Source organism: Streptomyces sp. NPDC059785 (assembly GCF_042732375.1).
Taxonomy (GTDB): domain Bacteria; phylum Actinomycetota; class Actinomycetes; order Streptomycetales; family Streptomycetaceae; genus Streptomyces.
Genome location: NZ_JBHWHV010000104.1, coordinates 1 through 17,935, shown reverse-complemented (window position 1 = coordinate 17,935; position 17,935 = coordinate 1). Strand labels below are relative to the sequence as shown.

Annotated in this window: 14 protein-coding genes and 1 riboswitch; of the genes, 13 read left to right on the top strand and 1 reads right to left on the bottom strand. The window is 72.7% G+C overall.

Translation table 11 applies throughout. From position 1 onward, the window contains the following. Window positions 1–127 precede the first annotated feature (127 nt). Complete coding sequence (locus tag ACFV6E_RS41430) at window positions 128–1,465, bottom strand: Gfo/Idh/MocA family protein (protein ID WP_385174231.1); 1,338 nt, start codon at window positions 1,463–1,465, stop codon at window positions 128–130. A 175-nt stretch (window positions 1,466–1,640) separates the two neighbouring features. On the opposite strand from ACFV6E_RS41430, the gene ACFV6E_RS41425 reads away from it, so the two are divergent. From ACFV6E_RS41425 to ACFV6E_RS41365, 13 genes are all read left to right on the top strand, one after another. Then, window positions 1,641–2,927 (top strand): ABC transporter substrate-binding protein, encoded by a 1,287-nt coding sequence (locus ACFV6E_RS41425; protein ID WP_385174228.1) that lies wholly within the window; start codon window positions 1,641–1,643, stop codon window positions 2,925–2,927. After that, window positions 2,924–3,856: a carbohydrate ABC transporter permease gene (locus ACFV6E_RS41420; RefSeq protein WP_385174225.1), complete on the top strand. Its 933-nt coding sequence runs from the start codon at window positions 2,924–2,926 to the stop codon at window positions 3,854–3,856. The genes ACFV6E_RS41425 and ACFV6E_RS41420 overlap by 4 nt, the downstream gene beginning before the upstream one ends. Next, window positions 3,853–4,743, top strand: coding sequence for a carbohydrate ABC transporter permease (locus ACFV6E_RS41415; protein ID WP_385174223.1), 891 nt, complete (start codon window positions 3,853–3,855; stop codon window positions 4,741–4,743). Before ACFV6E_RS41420 ends, ACFV6E_RS41415 begins: the two co-directional genes overlap by 4 nt. Continuing rightward, window positions 4,740–5,348, top strand: a complete 609-nt coding sequence (locus ACFV6E_RS41410) for a hypothetical protein (protein WP_385174220.1) — start codon at window positions 4,740–4,742, stop codon at window positions 5,346–5,348. Before ACFV6E_RS41415 ends, ACFV6E_RS41410 begins: the two co-directional genes overlap by 4 nt. Window positions 5,349–5,424: 76 nt before the next feature. Continuing rightward, window positions 5,425–7,119: an NAD(P)/FAD-dependent oxidoreductase gene (locus tag ACFV6E_RS41405; RefSeq protein ID WP_385468856.1), complete on the top strand. Its 1,695-nt coding sequence runs from the start codon at window positions 5,425–5,427 to the stop codon at window positions 7,117–7,119. Window positions 7,120–7,212: 93 nt separating this feature from the next. Next, a complete protein-coding gene (locus ACFV6E_RS41400; protein WP_385174214.1) occupies window positions 7,213–8,907 on the top strand; it encodes an NAD(P)/FAD-dependent oxidoreductase in 1,695 nt (564 codons plus the stop codon). A gap of 193 nt (window positions 8,908–9,100) precedes the next feature. Then, a riboswitch (cobalamin riboswitch) is annotated at window positions 9,101–9,316 on the top strand. 55 nt (window positions 9,317–9,371) lie between these two features. Further along, on the top strand, window positions 9,372–10,433 hold the full coding sequence (locus ACFV6E_RS41395; protein WP_385174212.1) for an ABC transporter substrate-binding protein: 1,062 nt from the start codon (window positions 9,372–9,374) through the stop codon (window positions 10,431–10,433). Window positions 10,434–10,441: 8 nt separating this feature from the next. Further along, complete coding sequence (locus ACFV6E_RS41390; protein WP_385174210.1) at window positions 10,442–11,521, top strand: FecCD family ABC transporter permease; 1,080 nt, start codon at window positions 10,442–10,444, stop codon at window positions 11,519–11,521. 272 nt (window positions 11,522–11,793) lie between these two features. Then, window positions 11,794–12,624 carry an ABC transporter ATP-binding protein gene (locus ACFV6E_RS41385; protein ID WP_385174207.1) on the top strand — a complete coding sequence of 277 codons (831 nt, stop codon included), beginning with the start codon at window positions 11,794–11,796 and terminating at the stop codon, window positions 12,622–12,624. 300 nt (window positions 12,625–12,924) lie between these two features. Beyond that, the gene (gene kdpF / locus ACFV6E_RS41380; protein ID WP_385174204.1) at window positions 12,925–13,014 is read left to right on the top strand and encodes a K(+)-transporting ATPase subunit F; all 90 of its coding nucleotides are present in this window, start codon (window positions 12,925–12,927) and stop codon (window positions 13,012–13,014) included. A gap of 7 nt (window positions 13,015–13,021) precedes the next feature. Continuing rightward, complete coding sequence (kdpA, locus tag ACFV6E_RS41375; protein WP_385174201.1) at window positions 13,022–14,719, top strand: potassium-transporting ATPase subunit KdpA; 1,698 nt, start codon at window positions 13,022–13,024, stop codon at window positions 14,717–14,719. After that, entirely contained in the window at window positions 14,719–16,776 is a 2,058-nt protein-coding gene (gene kdpB / locus ACFV6E_RS41370) for a potassium-transporting ATPase subunit KdpB (RefSeq protein WP_385468854.1), read from the top strand. Before kdpA ends, kdpB begins: the two co-directional genes overlap by 1 nt. A 24-nt stretch (window positions 16,777–16,800) precedes the next feature. Continuing rightward, the gene (locus ACFV6E_RS41365) at window positions 16,801–17,481 is read left to right on the top strand and encodes a potassium-transporting ATPase subunit C (protein WP_385174195.1); all 681 of its coding nucleotides are present in this window, start codon (window positions 16,801–16,803) and stop codon (window positions 17,479–17,481) included. The last annotated feature ends 454 nt before the right edge of the window (window positions 17,482–17,935 follow it).

The window sequence follows — 17,935 nt, the reverse complement described above, 5'->3', positions numbered from 1 at the left end:
CGTCCGAAGCCCGCCCCCCCCCCCCCCCCCCCACCCCCCCCCCCCCCACCACAGCCCACCCCCCCCCCGCCCCCCGCGGCCGCGCCCGCAGCCCCCCGCCCCCCCCCGGCCCCCCGGCCCCGCCTCCTCACAAGTCCAGCAGCTCCCGTGCCCGTACCGGCAGCCCCGTCTCGAAGGAGTGGTTGGCCGCGAGGCCCGTGACGAGGGAGCGCGCGCCCGCGGTGGCGTCGGCGGCCCGGCCCAGCGGGTCGGGGTCGGTCCGTTCGCCGAAGAGGTCCGCCAGCATCCGGACGTCGCCGCCGCCGTGCCCGCCCTCGCCGGTCGCGGTCTCCACCTCGCGCGGCGGTTCCCAGAAGCGGCGCAGCAGCAGTTCGGTGCGCCCGGCGTCGTCGCCGACCGCGGCGCCGTGCAGCACCGGGTTCGCGCCGTCGCCCCGGGCGTCGGGGCGGGCCCAGGTGGACTCCTCGACCAGCAGCTCCAAGCGGCCCTCGCTGCCGTTGAAGGAGATGCGGTAGCCCTCCCAGGGCGCGTACGCGGTGAGGTGGTAGGTGAGGGTGGCGCCGGAGCCGTACCGCACCAGGACCGCCATGTCGTCCTCGATGGTGATGCCGGGTCCGAAGACGTTCCGGTCGCGGTGGTAGCCGTCCTCGGCCTCCGCGTCGAGGTAGAGGGCGCGCAGGACGGAGGAGTCCGCGAGGCGTACGGCGAAGGGGTCGCCGTCGGCGGCGGGGGAGCCGTGGGCCCGGTCGTAGGGGCGGGCGAGGCCGTGGCGCGTGCCGGCCGTGTCACCGTAGAAGAACAGGCCGCCCTGCGCGTAGACGGTCTCCGGGGCGCTGTCGAGCCACCAGTTGACCAGGTCGAAGTGGTGGGTGGCCTTGTGCACCATCAGGCCGCCGGAGTCGGCCTTCTCGCGGTGCCAGCGGCGGAAGTAGTCGGCGCCGTGCCGTACGTCGAGCAGCCACTCGAAGTGCACCGAGCCGACCTCGCCCACGGCGCCGTCGGCGAGGAGTTCCCGGACGGCCGAGTGCACCGGGTTGTAGCGGTAGTTGAAGGCCACCCGAACCTCGCGGCCGGTGCGCCGGCGGGCGTCCAGGATGCGGCGGGCCCGGTCCGCGTCGGTGGTCATCGGCTTCTCGGTGACGACGTCGCAGCCCGCTTCGAGGGCCGCCACGATGTAGTGGTCGTGGGTGCGGTCCACCGAGCACACCACCACCAGGTCGACGCGCTCGCGGCGCAGCATCAGGGCGAAGTCCTCGGCCGCGTACGCCGGTACGGGCGCCCGGCCCGGATGGTCGGCGGTGATCCAGTCGTTGTGCACGGCCATCCGGTGCGCGTTGACGTCGCAGAAGCCGACCAGGTCGACGCGGTCGGCGTACGGGCCGGACAGCGCCTCGGTGAAGAACCGGGCGCGGGCGCCGAGGCCGACCACGGCGCAGCGGCGGCGGGGTGCGGTGCCGGGAGTCATACGGTCTCCGTTCAGCGGCACGGTGACGCGCCGGCCGCGACGGCCCGCGTCACCTGTGATTCTCGGTACGGGTCTTGTAGTGACATCCGCACATTACCTAGGGTCCGACTGCGTGCAAGCGCTTTCCGATCCAGGGACGATCCAGGGACGACCGATGCGGAAAGGTGATCCACACATGCCCGGAAACAGGACGGCGAAGTCCTGCGCGGCGGCGGCGGTCCTCGCGCTCTGCGCGGCGCTCACCGGCTGCTCGGGATCGTCGGGTTCGGACAGCGCGGGCGGCCGGGTGGTCCTGCGCTACAGCTGGTGGGGCAATCCCGACCGGGCGGCCAGGACCGAGCAGGCACTCGCGCTGTTCGAGAAGAAGCACCCGGACATCGAGGTGCAGACCTCGTTCTCCGGATACGACGCCTACAAGCAGAAGCTGGCGACCCAGGCGGCCGGCGGCGACGCCCCCGACGTGATGCAGCTCGACTACCGCATGATCGACCAGTACGCCTCGGGCGGCGTCCTCCTCGACCTCGGGGAGCGCGGATCCGACCTGGACACCGGCGAGATGGACGCCGGGCTGCTCGCCACGGGCAAGGCCGACGGCAAGCAGTACGCCGTCCCGCAGGCGCGCGGCACCGAGACCGTCGTCTACGACACCGGGGTGTGGAAGTCCTCCGGGGTCGCGCCGCCCCGCCAGGGCTGGACCTGGAGCGAATGGGCCGAGACCATGCGGCAGTTGGCGAAGAAGACGGGCAGACCGGGCGCCACCGACCCGGGCCAGAGCGAGGACGCCTTCGAGGTGTGGCTGCGCGGCCGGGGCAAGTCCCTCTACACCGAGGACCGCGGGCTCGGCTTCACCGCCGACGACCTGACCGAGTGGTGGACCTTCGCCGACGGGCTGCGCCGCGAGGGCGCGGTCTCGCCCGCCGAGCAGACCACCCAGCTCGACGGCTCGGTGGAGAACACCCCGCTCGGCCGCGGCAAGGCGGTCTCCGACTTCAACTGGGACGCGCCGAGCAGCGGTTTCCTCGCGCTGATCCCGGACGGCGTGACGCTCGCGCCGATGCCGTCGGGCGAGGACGGCACCCCGGGGCAGTACTTCAAGCCGTCGATGTTCATGGGCGTGGCGGCCGACTCGGGGCATCCGGCCGAGTCCGCCCAGCTGATCGACTTCATGCTGAACGACGCCGACGCGGCGAAGATCCTCGGCGCGACCCGCGGCATCCCGGTCAACGAGTCGATCCGCGAGGCGCTGGCCCCGGAGCTGAAGGACTTCGACAAGACCGTCTCCGACTACCAGGACTCCCTCGACGGCTCCCTGAAGACCCCGCCCCAGGCGCCCCCGTCGGGCGACAGCGCCCTCCAGACCACCTTCGCGCGCGACTACGACCAGGTCTCGTACGAGCGGATGTCGCCTCGCGAGGCGGCCGAGAACTACGTCACCGAGGCGAAGGCGGAGCTGCGGTCATGACCACCACCGACATACCGGCGCCCGCCCGCACCACGGCCGCCGCCCCGAAACGGCCCCGGCGCCGCCGCGAGGGCGCCGCCTGGGTGTTCCTCTCGCCCTGGGTGCTCGGCGCCGCCGTGCTCACCCTGCTCCCGATGGCCGTCTCGCTCTACCTGTCCTTCACCGACTACGACCTGTTCAACGCCCCGCACTGGGTGGGCCTGCGCAACTACACGCAGATGTTCACCGAGGACCCGCGCTACTGGCGCTCGGTCGTCGCGACCCTCACCTACGTCGTCGTCGCCGTACCGCTCCAGCTCGCGCTCGCCCTCGTCGTGGCGCTCGCGCTGAAGAACATGCGGCGCGGCCGGGGCTTCTACCGCTCCGCCTTCTACGCGCCCTCCCTGCTCGGCGCCTCCATGTCCGTCGCGCTGGTCTGGCGGGCGATCTTCAACGACGGCGGCACGGTCGACCATCTGCTCGGCACCGGCGGCTGGGTCAACCGGCCCGGCTGGGCGCTGCTCGCGGTGGCCCTGCTGACGGTGTGGCAGTTCGGCGCGCCCATGGTCATCTTCCTGGCCGGACTCCAGCAGATCCCCGGCGAGCTGTACGAGGCGGCCGAGGTGGACGGCGCGGGCCGGTGGCGGCAGTTCCGCTCGATCACCGTCCCCATGCTGTCCCCGGTGATCTTCTTCAACCTGGTGCTCCAGACGATCCAGGCGTTCCAGGTGTTCACGCCCGCCTTCGCGGTCAGCGCGGGCAAGGGCGGCCCGGCCGACTCCACGCTCTTCTACACGCTCTACCTCTACGACCGCGGCTTCGTCGCCTCCCACATGGGCTACGCCTCCGCGATGGCCTGGGTGCTGCTGCTGGTCATCGGCGCCGTCACCGCGGTGCTGTTCCGCACCTCGCGCTCCTGGGTCTTCTACGCGTCCGAGGGGGACCGATGACCACGACATCCACGTCCGTCACCGCCACGGCCACCGCCACCGACTCCAGAGGGCCGGGCGCCCGGCGGCGTCTCGTACTGCACCTGGCCTGTCTGGCCGCGCTGCTCGTCATGCTCTACCCGCTGGCCTGGCTGCTCGCCACCTCGCTCAAGCCCGCGGACGAGGTCATCGCCAGCCTGAACCTGCTCCCCAGCCACCTGGAGTGGTCGAACTACTCGACCGCCCTGGACGGCGTGAACGACGTCTCCGTGTGGCGGCTGCTCGGCAACTCGCTGCTCATCGCGGGCGGCGCCGTCGTCGGCAACGTCCTGTCGTGCTCGCTCGCCGCGTACGCCTTCGCGCGGCTGCGCTTCCGCTTCAGGGGGCCGCTGTTCGCGTTCATGATCGCGACGATCATGCTGCCGCACCACGCGGTGCTGATCCCGCAGTACATCATCTTCAACCGGCTCGGCATGGTGAACACCTACTGGCCGCTGATCCTGCCCAAGTTCCTCGCCACGGAGGCGTTCTTCGTCTTTCTCATCGTGCAGTTCATGCGGGGGCTGCCGCGTGAGCTGGAGGAGGCGGCACGGATCGACGGCTGCGGGCCGTTCCGGAGCTTCTTCTCCGTCATCCTCCCCCTGACCCGGCCCGCGCTGATCACCACCGCGATCTTCACCTTCATCTGGACCTGGAACGACTTCTTCACCCAGCTCATCTACCTCTTCTCACCGGAGAAGTTCACGCTGACCCTGGCGCTGAGGTCGTTCGTCGACGCCTCCAGCCAGTCGGCGTTCGGCCCGATGTTCGCGATGTCGGTGATCGCCCTGCTGCCCATCGTCCTGTTCTTCCTCGCCTTCCAGCGCTTCCTGGTGGAGGGCATGGCGAACTCGGGGATCAAGGGATGAGCGCGGAACGAGGGAGCAGCGGGGGCCGTACGACGCGGGAGCCCGGCGAGATCTTCGGGCCGCGGATGACACTCTTCGCGGACGTGCTCAGCGTGGGCGCGGCCACGGCCCTGGTCTGTCTGCCGCTGATCACGGTGCCCGCCGCGCTCTCCACGGCGTGCGCCGTGCTGCGCGGTGCGGGCCGGGACGAACCCGCCACCGCCGGACGGTACTTCACACTGCTGCGGCACCGGCTGCGCTCCGGCGACCTGGCCGCCGGGGCCGTCGCCCTGGCCGGTGCGCTGCTGCTCGCCGCCGATCTGGCGCTGGCGGGTGCGGGGCTGCCGGGCGCGCCGCTGTTCGCGCTGGTGGCCGCCGTGATCGGCGCGTGCGCCGCCGTGACCGGGCTGCGGGCCTGCGCCCGCCCGGAGTCCGTCACCGACTGGCGCGCCGCGGTGCGCGCCGCCGCCGGGGACGCGGTGCGTGACGCGGGCGGCAGCACCCTGGTCCTCCTCGCTCTCGCGACGGCCGCCCTGTGCGCGTGGATGCTGCTGCCGCTCGCCTTCCTCGCGCCGGGCCCGCTGGCCCTCGCCCTGACCGCCGTGGACGTACGGCGCCAGGGTTGACCCCGGCTTCCGCGGGGGCTTTCAGCGCTAACTCAACGTGTGTAGAATTCAACGCCAGTTGATAACTTGGCGTCGAGTGACGGTGAGGCCCGTGAAGGCGACCGGCAAGGGCAAGGGACGCACGGAGTACGACGTGATCGTGGTCGGCGGGGGGTTCGCGGGGTCGCTGCTCGCCGCCGTACTGGCCCGGGGCGGGGTGCGTACCGCGCTGCTGGAGCGCGCGGCGGAACCCCGCTTCGCCGTCGGCGAGACGATGGTGCCGTACGCCGCCTCCCTGGCCCGGCTGATCGCCCGCCGCTACGGCGTGCCCGAGGCGGAGTCGCTGTGCAGCTTCGACGGCGTCGCCCGCGACGTCTCCGCCGGCTGCGGCGCGATGCGCGGCATGGGCTTCGTCTACCACCGGGCGGGCCTGCGCCAGCACCCCGCCGAGATCTGCCAGGTGGTCAACCCGTCGGTCGTACCGCCGCCGCCGCACCTGTACCGCCGCGACGTCGACGCCCACCTGCTCACCGTAGCCCGGCGGTACGGGGCGGCGGTGCGCACCGGCCCCGCCGGGCACGTGGCCGGCCTGGACATCGCCCCGGACACGGGTGTCACGGTCCGCACCGGCGACGGCTCCGCGCTCACCGCGCGGTACGTCGTCGACGCGGCGGGCCGGGCCTCGCCCGTCGCGCGGGAGCTGGGCCTGCGCGAGGAGCTGCCCCGGGCCCGCCACCACTCCCGGAGCCTGTTCACGCACATGACCGGCGTCACCCCGTACGACGAGACGCCCGCCGGACGCCACCACGGCCAGCCCGCGCGCTGGCACGCGGGCACCCTGCACCACGTCTTCGACGGCGGCTGGCTCTGGGTCGTCCCGTTCGACAACCATCCGCGCTCCCGCAGCGGCCTGTGCAGCGTCGGACTCACCCTGGACCCCCGCCGGTACCCGGCCGTCGCGGGCAGCTCGCCGCAGCGGGAGTTCGACGCCTTTTTGTCCCAATTCCCCGATGTGGCGCGGCAGTTCACGCACGCCGTGCCCGCCCGCCCGTGGACCGCCACGGGCCGCCTCCAGTACTCCTCCCGGCAGCTCGTCGGCGACCGCTACTGCCTCGCCGGGCACGCCGCCGGATTCGTCGACCCGCTCTACTCGCGCGGCCTCGCGCACAGCCTGGAGACCGTCAACGCCCTCGCCCGGCGGCTGATCGACGCCTCCCGCGACGGCGACTGGAGCACACCCCGCTTCGCCTACGTCGAAGACCTCCAGCGGGCGCAGTTCGCCGCCCACGACGACCTGGCGTACGCCTCCTTCGTCGCCTTCCGCGACTTCGGCCTCTTCAACGCCGTGCTGCGGACCTGGACCGTGAGCACCGTGCTCGGCGCGCTCGCCGTGGAGAACGCCACCGCCGCGTACGGCAGGAGCGGCGACGACGCCGTCCTCCAGGGTTTGGAGGACGCCCGGCACCCCGGCTCACCGCTGCCGGGCAGCGACCACTTCAACGCCCTCGGGCCGCTGACCCGCGCCCTGTGCGCGGAGGTCGAGGCCGGCACCCGCACCCCGCGGGACGCGGCGGACCGGATCTTCGACACCGTACGGCGGGCCGACTACCTGCCGCCCTCGCTCGGTCTCGGCGACCCGGCCGACCGGTTCTTCCACAACACCCCCGCCCGGATCGTGCGGGCCGCCCGCTGGGTCCGCACCGACGCTCCCGACGACGTCGGCGCGCTCCTCAAGGGCGCCATGGGCGGCCTGCTCAGAGAGCGACTGCGCGGTCTGCGCGGTCCCGCATAGCCGGTCGCGCCGCCGCCGTGCACGGTCCGGCAGGCGCTCGTGCCGTCACCGCGCACCGGCCGGCCGTCCCGGCCGACGACAAGGAGAGAGCACGTGGACTCAACGGGCACTTCAGCACGCGACGACCTCGCGCCGTCCGAGAGGGAGACGTACGACGTCGCGATCCTCGGCTCCGGTGTCGCCGGATCGCTGCTCGGGGCGATCCTGGCGCGGCACGGCAGCAAGGTCCTGCTCCTGGACGCCGGCTCGCACCCGCGCTTCGCGATCGGCGAGTCGACGATCCCGTTCACCCTGGTGTCGCTGCGCACCCTCGCGGAACGCTACGACGTCCCCGAGATCGCCGCGCTCGCCTCGTTCACCGACACCACCCGCACCATCGGCCCCCGCTTCGGCGTCAAGCGGCACTTCGGCTTCCTGCTGCACCACGAGGACGCGCCGCAGAACCCGCGCGAGGTCAACGAGTTCAACACCCCGCCCCAGCTCCTGCACGAGGCCGCCCACCTGTTCCGCCAGGACACCGACTCCTGGCTCTTCCAGGTCGCCGTCAAGTACGGCTGCCGGGCCCGGCAGAACTTCTTCGTCGACGACATCGACTTCGACGGCTCCGGGGTCACCCTGGCCGGGCGCGGCGGCGAGTACCGGGCACGCTACCTCGTGGACGCCAGCGGCTTCCGCTCACCGGTGGCGGAGAAGTTCGGCCTGCGCGAGGACCCCTGCCGGTTCAAGCACCACTCGCGCTCCATCTGGAACCACGTCGTCGACCTCACCCCCACCGACCGGCTCTTCGACCACCTCCCGGACAGCCAGCGCCCGCCCGTTCCCTGGTACGAGGGCACCGTGCACCACATGTTCGACCGCGGCTGGGCCTGGGTCATCGGCTTCAACAACAACAAGTGGTCCAAGAACCCGCTGTGCAGCGTCGGCATGACCGTCGACCCGCGCCGCTTTCCCAAGCCCGGAGGAGTCGCCCCCGAGGAGGACTTCGCCCGGCTCGCGGCACCCTTCCCCGACATCGTCCGGCAGTTCGAGGGCATGAAGCCGGTACGGGAATGGACCTCGACCGGACGGCTCCAGTACTCCTCCCGGCAGACCGCGGGCGACCGCTGGTTCCTGCTCTCGCACGCCGCGGGCTTCCTCGACCCGCTGTTCTCCCGCGGTCTGTCCAACACCACCGAGGCCCTGAACGTGCTGGCCCGGCGGCTGCTGCGCGCGGTGCGGGACGACGACTTCTCCGGCGACCGGTTCGCCCCCGTGGACCGGCTCCAGCAGTCGCTGTTCGACTACAACGACTCCCTGGTGAACTCGGCCTTCATCTCCTGGTGCGACTACGACCTGTGGAGCGCGGTCTTCCGGATCTGGGCCTGGGGCGCCAACGCGGGCGTCTACCGGATGCAGACCGCGCTGACCAAGTTCCGCAAGGACGGCCGCGACCAGCACTTCACCGACCTGGAGGAGGTGCCCTACCCGGGCCTGTACTGGCCCGACCACGACGGCTTCGCCGAGCTGTACGAGACGATGGTCAAGAGCTGCGAGGCGGTCGAGGCCGGTGCCGTCACCGCCGCGGACGCCGCCGACCTGCTCTACGACCGGCTGCTCGCGGCCGACTTCGTACCCAAGCACTTCGGGTACGCCGAGCGCGACGTCCGCTTCCTGAACCCGCAGCCCAGGACGCTGCTGCGGATGGTCCGCTGGGCCGCCACCGAGGCCGACCCCGTCGTCCGCAGGCTCGTCCTGGGCAACGGACGGGAGGCGGTCAAGGCCCGGCTGCGCGGCAAGAAGCTGTTCTGACGTACGGACGTACGGACGTACGGACGTACGGACGTGAGGACGTGAGGACGTGAGGACGTGAGGACGTGAGGACGTGAGGACGTAAGGGTGCAAGGACACAGGGCGGCCGCCCGGCGCGGGCGGCCGCCCACCGGCCCGTGGCGGAGCCGCCGGACGGCCCCGGGGTCCGCGTGAACCGGCCGGCGGGACCCCTTGATAGGGTTCCGGAGCCAGTCGAGCCACATCCGAGGCCAGGGAATCCGGTGCGAATCCGGAACTGACGCGCAGCGGTGAGGGGGACGGGCGGGGCATCGACGCCACTGGGAGCAGCGCCCGCGACGGCCGTACGGCCGGCACGGACAGTTCCCGGGAAGGCGCCCCGGCCGGACGAACCCGAGTCCGAAGACCTGCTGGCCCCTCCGCGCCCCCGTGCGGGGAGGACGTCCGTAGGCCAGGCTCCGCGTCCGAGCCCCGACAACCGAGGCATGCCCGTGCTCCGCATTCCCCCGCTCCGTGCCCCCCGCCGCACCGCGGCCCTGCTCCTCGCCCCCGCACTGCTGCTCACCGCCTGCGGCGGCTCCGGCGCCGACGGCGCGAAGGCGGAGGAGTCCGCCGCCGGATACCCCCGCACCATCGACAACTGCGGCCGCCAGGTCACCCTGAAGTCGGCCCCGCGGCACGCCGTCTCCCTCAACCAGGGCAGCACCGAGATCCTGCTCTCCCTCGGCCTCGGGGACCGGCTCGCGGGCACCGCGACCTGGACCGACCCGGTGATGAAGGGCCTGGAGAAGGCGAACGCGAAGGTGCCGCGGCTCGCGGACAACAACCCCTCGTTCGAGAAGGTGCTGGACGCCGAGCCCGACTTCGTCACCGCGTCCTTCGTCTCCACGCTCGGCAAGGGCGGCGTCGCCACCCGCGACCAGTTCGAGGACCTGGGCGTGCCCACGTACGTCTCGCCCGCCGACTGCTCCGACGGCGGCAAGGACAACGACAGCGGCGGCGACGGCTCCCGCGGCAAGGCGCTCACCCTCGACACCGTCTACGGCGAGATACGCGACCTCGCGCACGCCTTCGGCGTCGACGCGCGCGGCGAGAAGCTCGTCGCCGGGCTGAAGCAACGGGTGAGTGAGGCGACCGACGGGCTCGACGCCTCGGGCGTCTCCCTCATGTACTGGTTCGCCAACTCCCAGTCGCCCTACCTCGCCGGCTGCTGCGGCGCCCCCGGCGCCATCACCCGCGCCCTCGGCGCCGAGAACGTCTTCTCCGACACCCACGACGAGTGGCCGCAGATCAACTGGGAGACCGTCGCCGACCGCGACCCCGACGTCATCGTCCTCGGTGACCTGACCCGCAAGTCGCAGACCGCCGAGACCGCCGAGGCGAAGATCCACTTCCTGGAGACCAACGCCGCCACCCGCAACCTCACCGCGGTGAAGAAGAAGCGGTACGTCCTGCTCAGCGGGCAGGCGATGAACCCGTCCATCCGCACGGTCGAGGGGATCGAGCAGGTCGCGGCGGGGCTGCGCGACTTCGGGCTCGCGAAGTGAGGAAGCACATGGGGCCGCGTCCGGAGCCGACGCCGCATTCGGGTACGGCGCCGTGTCCGGACACGGCGCCGCGCCTGTGGGTGCGTACCGCGCTGCTCACGGCCGGCGGGCTGCTCGCGCTCGTGGTGTCCGTCGCCCTGGCCGTCACCATCGGGCCCGCCGACATCTCCACGGCCGACGTCTGGGCGGCCGCCGCCGCCCACCTCGGCCTCGGCGAGAGCACGCTCGCGCCACTGCGGGACGGCATCGTGTGGAACCTGCGCATGCCCCGCACCCTGCTCGCCGCCGTGTGCGGGGCGGGGCTCGCGCTGTGCGGGGCGGTCATGCAGTCGCTGCTGCGCAATCCGCTGGCCGACCCGTTCGTGCTCGGCGTCTCCTCCGGCGCGTCCACCGGCGCCGTCGCCGTCGTCGTGCTCGGGGTGGGCGGCGGCGCCGTCTCGCTCTCCGCGGGCGCGTTCGCCGGGGCGCTGCTCTCCTTCGGGCTCGTACTGCTGCTCAGCCACAGCCTCGGCGGCAGCACCGACCGGGTCGTCCTCTCCGGGGTCGCAGCCATGCAGCTGTTCTCCGCGCTCACCTCGTTCGTAGTGCTGACCTCCGCCGACGCCGAGACCACCCGGGGCGTGCTGTTCTGGCTGCTCGGCTCGCTCACCGGGGCCGGCTGGGGCGAGGTGCTGCTGTGCGCGGTGCTGCTCGCCGCGGTGCTGCTGGTCTGCCTCGGGCACGCCCGCACCCTGGACGCGTTCGCGTTCGGCGAGGAGGCCGCGGCGGCGCTCGGCGTACGGGTGGCCAGGACCCGGCTGATCCTGCTCTGCGCCACGGCGCTGCTCACCGCGGCCCTGGTCGCCTGCGCCGGTGCGATCGGCTTCGTCGGCCTGGTGCTGCCGCACGCGACCCGCGCCCTCACCGGCCCCGGCCACGCCCGCCTGCTGCCGGTCACGGCGCTGGCCGGCGCCGTCTTCCTGGTCTGGGTGGACACCGCCGCCCGCACCGTCATCGACCCCCAGGAGGTCCCCGTGGGCGTGGTGACGTCCCTCATCGGCGTACCGGCGTTCGTCGCGGTGCTGTACCGGGGCCGGAGGAAGACGTGACGGGCGCCGGTCCCGGGGGGCGGGCACGGGCGACGGGCCCTGCCGGGGCGGGCCGTCCCGGTGGGGTGGGCGGGGCGCCGGTTGCGGGGGAGGGGCGGGATCCGGGCGTCGTGGACGACGCCTGTACCGGCGTTCGTCGCGGTGCTGTACCGGGGCCGGAGGAAGACGTGACGGGCGCCGGTCCCGGGGGGCGGGCACGGGCGACGGGCCCCGCCGGGGCGGACCGTCCCGCTGAAACGGACCGTCCCGCCGCGACGGACCGTCCCGGCGGGGTGGGCGGGGCGCCGGTCCCGGGGGAGGAGCAGGCTCCGGGTGCTCTGGACGGCGGGCTGCGGGCCGAGCGGGTCGGGTGGCGGGTCGGCGGGCGGCTCGTCGTCGACGGGGTCACCCTCGTGCTGCGGCCCGGCGAGACGGTCGGGCTGCTCGGGCCCAACGGGTCCGGGAAGTCGACCCTGCTCCGGCTGCTCGCCGGTGTCCTCGCCCCCTCCGCCGGAGTCGTCACCCTGGACGGCCGGCCCCTGCGGCGGACCGGACGCCGTGCCGTCGCGCGCCGCGTCGCCACCGTAGACCAGCACTCCCACACCCAGACCGAACTGACCGTCCGCGACGTCGTCGCCCTCGGCCGCATCCCGCACCGCAGCGCCTGGTCGTCCGCCACCGCCGAGGACGCCCGCGCCGTCACGGCCGCGCTGGAGCGCACCGGGCTCACCGACCGGGCCGGCCAGTCCTGGCACACCCTCTCCGGCGGCGAACGCCAGCGCACCCAGATCGCCCGCGCGCTGGCCCAGGAACCTCGCGAGCTGCTGCTCGACGAGCCGACCAACCACCTGGACATCCAGCACCAGCTCGACCTGCTCGACCTGGTCGCGGGCCTGCCGGTCACCACCGTCATCGCCCTGCACGACCTCAACATCGCCGCGATGTACTGCGACCGGCTGCTGGTCCTGCGGGACGGCCGCGCCGTCGCCGAGGGCACCCCCGCCGACGTCCTGACCCCGTCGCTCATCGAGCGCGTCTACGGTGTCCGCGCCGAGGTCACCGCGGAGCCCGGCCACCCGGTGATCCGCTTCCTGCGCCGGCAGCCGCCCCCGCCCGTACGGTGACCACCACCCGACCGTCCAGGACCCGCCCGGCACCGTAAGGGAGCCGAGACGTAAGAGATGCGTCAACGGCGGGCGGGCCGCTGTATGGGAAGCGTCAACGGCGCTCGGATCCGGCCGGCGGGGAGGTTTCCTCGGTCTGTCCGATCCGCTCGGTCCGCCCGGTTCGCTCGGTCCGCCCGGTCCGCACGCGGATTCCCGCAACACCTCCCAGGAGCTCGCGATGGCCGACCTGGCCCTCGTCCTCACCACGCTCGCGGTCTTCGCGCTGGTGGCCCTCGTCGCCAAGGGGGTGACGAAGCTGTGACCACCGAGAACGTCGTCGGTCTGATCGTGGCCGTCGCCCTGCTCGGCTACCTCGTCCTCGCCCTGATCTTCCCGGAGAGGTTCTGAGGCCGCCATGGGTCCCGTACTCGCGGGAGCGCTCCAGCTCCTCGCTCTCATCGGCGCTCTGGCGCTCGTACACATACCTCTCGGCACCTGCATGGCCAAGGTCTACTCCTCGCCCCGGCACCTGCGGGTGGAGAAGTGGATCTACAGGGGCATCGGTGCCGCCCCGGACACGTCGATGCGCTGGCCCGCGTACCTGCGCGGGGTTCTCGCCTTCTCGGCCGTCGGCGTCCTCTTCCTCTATCTGCTCCAGCGGGTGCAGGGCGTGCTGCCCGGCTCGCTCGGCTTCGGCTCGGTCAACCCGGCGCAGGCGTTCAACACCGCCGCGTCCTTCGTCACCAACACCAACTGGCAGTCGTACTACGGCGAGCAGACCATGGGGCACGTCGTGCAGACCGCCGGTCTCGCCGTGCAGAACTTCGTGTCGGCGGCCGTCGGCATGGCGGTGGCCGTGGCACTCGTACGGGGCTTCGCCCTCCCCCACTCCCGACAACGCTCGAGCGGGGGGACCCCCATGCGCACAGGTGAACTCGGCAACTTCTGGACCGATCTCGTGCGTGGCACGGTCCGGATCCTGCTGCCCGGCGCGGCGATCGCCGCCGTCGTCCTCGTGGCGTGCGGTGTGATCCAGAACTTCTCCGGCATCCACGAGGTCGGCCAGTTCACGGGTGGTGCGCAGCAGTGGAACGGCGGCGCGGTCGCCTCCCAGGAGGCGATCAAGGAGCTGGGCACCAACGGCGGCGGCTACTTCAACGCCAACTCCGCCCACCCCTTCGAGAACCCCACCCCGTTCACCAACCTCTTCGAGATCTTCCTGATCCTGGTGATCCCGTTCTCGCTGACCCGCACCTTCGGGCTGATGGCCGGCTCGGTGAAGCAGGGCTACGCGATCCTCGCCACCATGGCCACCGTCTGGCTCGCCTTCACGGGCCTGATGATGTGGACCGAATTCGCCCACCACGGCTCCGCGCTCCAGGCCGCGGGTGGGGCGACGGAGGGCAAGGAGGTCCGCTTCGGCGTCGGCGGCTCGTCGCTCTTCGCGGTGGCGACCACGCTGACCTCGACCGGCGCGGTCGACTCCTCCCACTCCTCCTTCACCGGCCTCGGCGGCGGTGTCACCCTGCTCGGCATGGCGCTGGGCGAGATCGCGCCCGGCGGCACCGGCTCCGGCCTGTACGGCATGCTGATCATGGCGGTCATCGCGGTGTTCATCGCCGGACTCATGGTGGGCCGCACGCCCGAGTACCTGGGCAAGAAGATCGGCACCCGCGAGATGAAGTACGCGGCCTGCTACCTCCTGATCACGCCCGCACTGGTCCTGGTGTTCACCGCGGCCTCCATGGCCCTGCCCACCCCGCCCGCCTCGATGCTCAACCCCGGCGCGCACGGGTTCTCCGAGATCCTGTACGCCTACACCTCCGCGTCAAACAACAACGGCTCGGCCTTCGCCGGTCTGAACGCGAACACCGACTGGTTCAACGTCACGACCGCTCTGGCGATGCTGCTCGGCCGCTTCCTGCCCATGGTCTTCGTCCTGGCGCTGGCCGGTTCGCTCGCCGGGCAGCGGCCGGTGCCGGTCACCGCGGGCACCCTGCGCACCGAGAAGCCGCTGTTCACCGGCCTGCTCGTGGGCACCGTGCTGATCGTCACCGGCCTCACCTACTTCCCCGCCCTCGCCCTGGGCCCGCTCGCCGAAGGACTCGCGTGATGACCACCCGTACCGAAAGCAAGGGCCGGGTCGGCGCGGGCCTCTTCGATCCCGGACAACTGCTCAGGTCCCTTCCCGAGGCGGTCCGCAAGCTCGACCCGCGGGTGATGGTCAAGTCGCCCGTGCTGTTCGTGGTGTGGACCGGCTCGGTGCTCACCACGGTGTTCTCGTTCGCCGACCCCGGGGACTGGTTCGGCTGGACGATCAGTGCCTGGCTCTGGCTGACCGTGGTCTTCGCCAACCTCGCGGAGGCGGTCGCCGAGGGCCGCGGCAAGGCGCAGGCCGACACCCTGCGCCGGGCCAGGACCGACACGGTCGCGCGCAGGCTGCGCGCCGACGGAGCCGAGGAGCCGGTCCCCGGTACGGAGCTGCGGATCGGTGACCTGGTGGTCTGCGAGGCGGGTGACGTGATCCCCGGCGACGGTGACGTGGCCGAGGGTGTCGCGTCCGTCGACGAGTCGGCCATCACCGGCGAGTCCGCGCCGGTCATCCGTGAATCGGGCGGCGACCGCAGCGCGGTGACCGGCGGTACGAAGGTCCTCTCCGACCGCATCGTCGTCCGGATCACGACGAAGCCCGGCGAGACCTTCATCGACCGCATGATCGGCCTGGTCGAGGGCGCGGCCCGGCAGAAGACCCCGAACGAGACCGCGCTCAACATCCTGCTCGCCTCGCTGACGATCGTCTTCCTGCTCGCCTGTGCCACCCTGCCGCCCTTCGCCGACTACGCGGGCACGCACCTGACCCTGGTCGTGCTGGTGGCCCTGCTGGTCTGCCTGATCCCGACCACGATCGGCGCGCTGCTGTCCGCGATCGGCATCGCGGGCATGGACCGCCTGGTGCAGCGCAATGTGCTGGCCATGTCGGGCCGCGCGGTCGAGGCCGCGGGCGACGTCTCCACCCTGCTGCTGGACAAGACGGGCACCATCACGCTCGGCAACCGGCGGGCGGCCGAGTTCGTACCGGTGCGCGGCACCACGGCGGCCGAGGTCGCGGGCGCCGCCCAGCTCTCCTCGCTGGCCGACGAGACACCGGAGGGCCGCTCGATCGTCGTCCTGGCCAAGGAGAGGTACGGGCTGCGCGAGCGCCACCAGGGGGAGGTCGTCGGCGCCGAGTGGATCGCCTTCACCGCGCAGACCCGGATGTCCGGTGTGGACCTCGGCGGCCGCAGGGTCCGCAAGGGCGCGGCCGGTTCGATCACCAGCTGGGTCAGGGAACAGGGCGGAGACGCCGCCGGGGACGCCGACGCCGCAGCCGACCGGATCTCCGCGGCGGGCGGCACGCCGCTGCTGGTCGCGGTGGACGACGAGCGGGGCGCCCGCGTCCTGGGCGTCGTCCACCTCAAGGACGTCGTCAAGGACGGCATGCGCGAGCGGTTCGCCGAGCTGCGCGGCATGGGCATCAGGACCGTCATGATCACGGGCGACAACCCGCTGACGGCCGAGGCGATCGCCGACGAGGCGGGCGTGGACGACTTCCTCGCGGAGGCCACCCCCGAGGACAAGATGGCGCTGATCAAGCGGGAGCAGGCGGGCGGCAAGCTGGTCGCGATGACCGGCGACGGCACCAACGACGCGCCCGCGCTCGCCCAGGCCGACGTGGGCGTGGCCATGAACACCGGCACGTCGGCCGCCAAGGAGGCCGGCAACATGGTCGACCTCGACTCCGACCCGACCAAGCTGATCGAGATCGTCGAGATCGGCAAGCAACTGCTCATCACCCGGGGCGCGCTCACGACGTTCTCCATCGCCAACGACGTCGCGAAGTACTTCGCGATCATCCCCGCGCTGTTCGCGGCGGTCTACCCGGGCCTGGACAGGCTGAACGTCATGCGGCTGTCCTCGCCGGACTCCGCGATCCTGTCCGCGGTGGTCTTCAACGCGCTGGTCATCGTCGCGCTCGTGCCGCTCGCGCTGCGCGGGGTGCGGTACCGGCCGATGAGGGCGGACCGGATGCTCCGCCGCAACCTCGCCGTCTACGGCCTCGGCGGCCTCGTCGCCCCCTTCATCGGCATCAAGCTCATCGACGTCATCGTCTCCCTCGTCCCCGGGCTGTAACTCCTCGAAAGCGTGTCGATCACCATGAACAACTCGGTAACGAACACCGCCCGGCTGCTCGGCGCGGGCCTGCGCGCCCTCCTCGTCCTGACCCTGGTGACCGGCGTCCTCTACCCGCTGGCCGTCACCGGCGTCGCCCAGGGACTGTTCGCCGGCAGGGCGGACGGCTCCGAGGCCGCGGCGGACGGCGAGGCCGTCGGCTCGTCGCTGATCGGGCAGTCGTACGACCTGCCGCTGGAGAAGGGGCAGCGGACGCCGGAGGCCGACCTGAGGTGGTTCCAGGGCCGCCCGGCCGACGGGCTGGGCACCAACACCCTGAACACGCGGTACAAGCTGATCCTGTCCGGTGCCACCAATCTGTCCGCCGACAACGAGGAGTTGGTCCGGCGGGTCGAGGACGCCAAGGCGGCGGTCGTCCGGGACAACTCCGTGCCCGGCCACCCGGTCGACCCGGCGGACGTCCCCGCCGACGCGGTCACCTCCTCCGGCTCGGGGCTCGACCCGGACATCTCCCCGGCCTACGCCGCACTCCAGGTCCGCCGCGTCGCGGCGGAGAACCACCTGCCCGTCGCCCGGGTGGAGCGGCTGGTCGGGGACCACACCGAGGGCCGCACCCTCGGCTTCATCGGCGAGCCCCGCGTGAACGTCCTGGAACTCAACATCGCGCTCAAGACCCTGGTGACCGGGGCCGTGACCGGGGGGTGAGGCGCTGCCTGCGGCCGTGACCCAGGGGGGGGTGAGGCACCGCTTGCGGCCGTGACGGGGAGCTGAGGGGCTGGCTGCGGTCGTGGCGGGGGGCTGGGGGGCTGGCTGCGGTCGTGGCGGGCGCTGGGGCGCTGCCCGCGGCGGCCGTGATCGGGAGGTGAGGCGCGCTGCCTGCGGCTGTTGGGAGCTGAGGCGCCGCCAGCCGCCGCCGTCGGTCGCCAGCCGCCCGTCACCGTCAGCCGTCAGCCGCCCGTCACCGTCAGCCGCCGCCCGTCGCCGCCCGTCGCCGCCCGCCGTCCGTCGTCGCCCCCCGTCGCCCGTTGCCGTCAGCCGCCCCCCGTCGCCGTCAGTCCCCCTCCGCCGCCAGCCGCCAGCCGCCAGCCGCCAGCCGCCAGCCGCCAGCCGCCAGCCGCCAGCCGCCACCCGCCAGCCGCCAGCCGCCAGCCGCCAGCCG

Coding starts and splice junctions, on each gene's coding strand:
- ACFV6E_RS41430 (WP_385174231.1), bottom strand. CDS start 1,465: ATGACTCCCGGCACCGCACCCCGCCGCCGCTGCGCCGTGGTCGGCCTC.
- ACFV6E_RS41415 (WP_385174223.1), top strand. CDS start 3,853: ATGACCACGACATCCACGTCCGTCACCGCCACGGCCACCGCCACCGAC.
- ACFV6E_RS41390 (WP_385174210.1), top strand. CDS start 10,442: ATGGGGCCGCGTCCGGAGCCGACGCCGCATTCGGGTACGGCGCCGTGT.
- kdpB (WP_385468854.1), top strand. CDS start 14,719: ATGACCACCCGTACCGAAAGCAAGGGCCGGGTCGGCGCGGGCCTCTTC.
- ACFV6E_RS41410 (WP_385174220.1), top strand. CDS start 4,740: ATGAGCGCGGAACGAGGGAGCAGCGGGGGCCGTACGACGCGGGAGCCC.
- ACFV6E_RS41420 (WP_385174225.1), top strand. CDS start 2,924: ATGACCACCACCGACATACCGGCGCCCGCCCGCACCACGGCCGCCGCC.
- ACFV6E_RS41365 (WP_385174195.1), top strand. CDS start 16,801: ATGAACAACTCGGTAACGAACACCGCCCGGCTGCTCGGCGCGGGCCTG.
- ACFV6E_RS41395 (WP_385174212.1), top strand. CDS start 9,372: ATGCCCGTGCTCCGCATTCCCCCGCTCCGTGCCCCCCGCCGCACCGCG.
- ACFV6E_RS41425 (WP_385174228.1), top strand. CDS start 1,641: ATGCCCGGAAACAGGACGGCGAAGTCCTGCGCGGCGGCGGCGGTCCTC.
- kdpA (WP_385174201.1), top strand. CDS start 13,022: ATGGGTCCCGTACTCGCGGGAGCGCTCCAGCTCCTCGCTCTCATCGGC.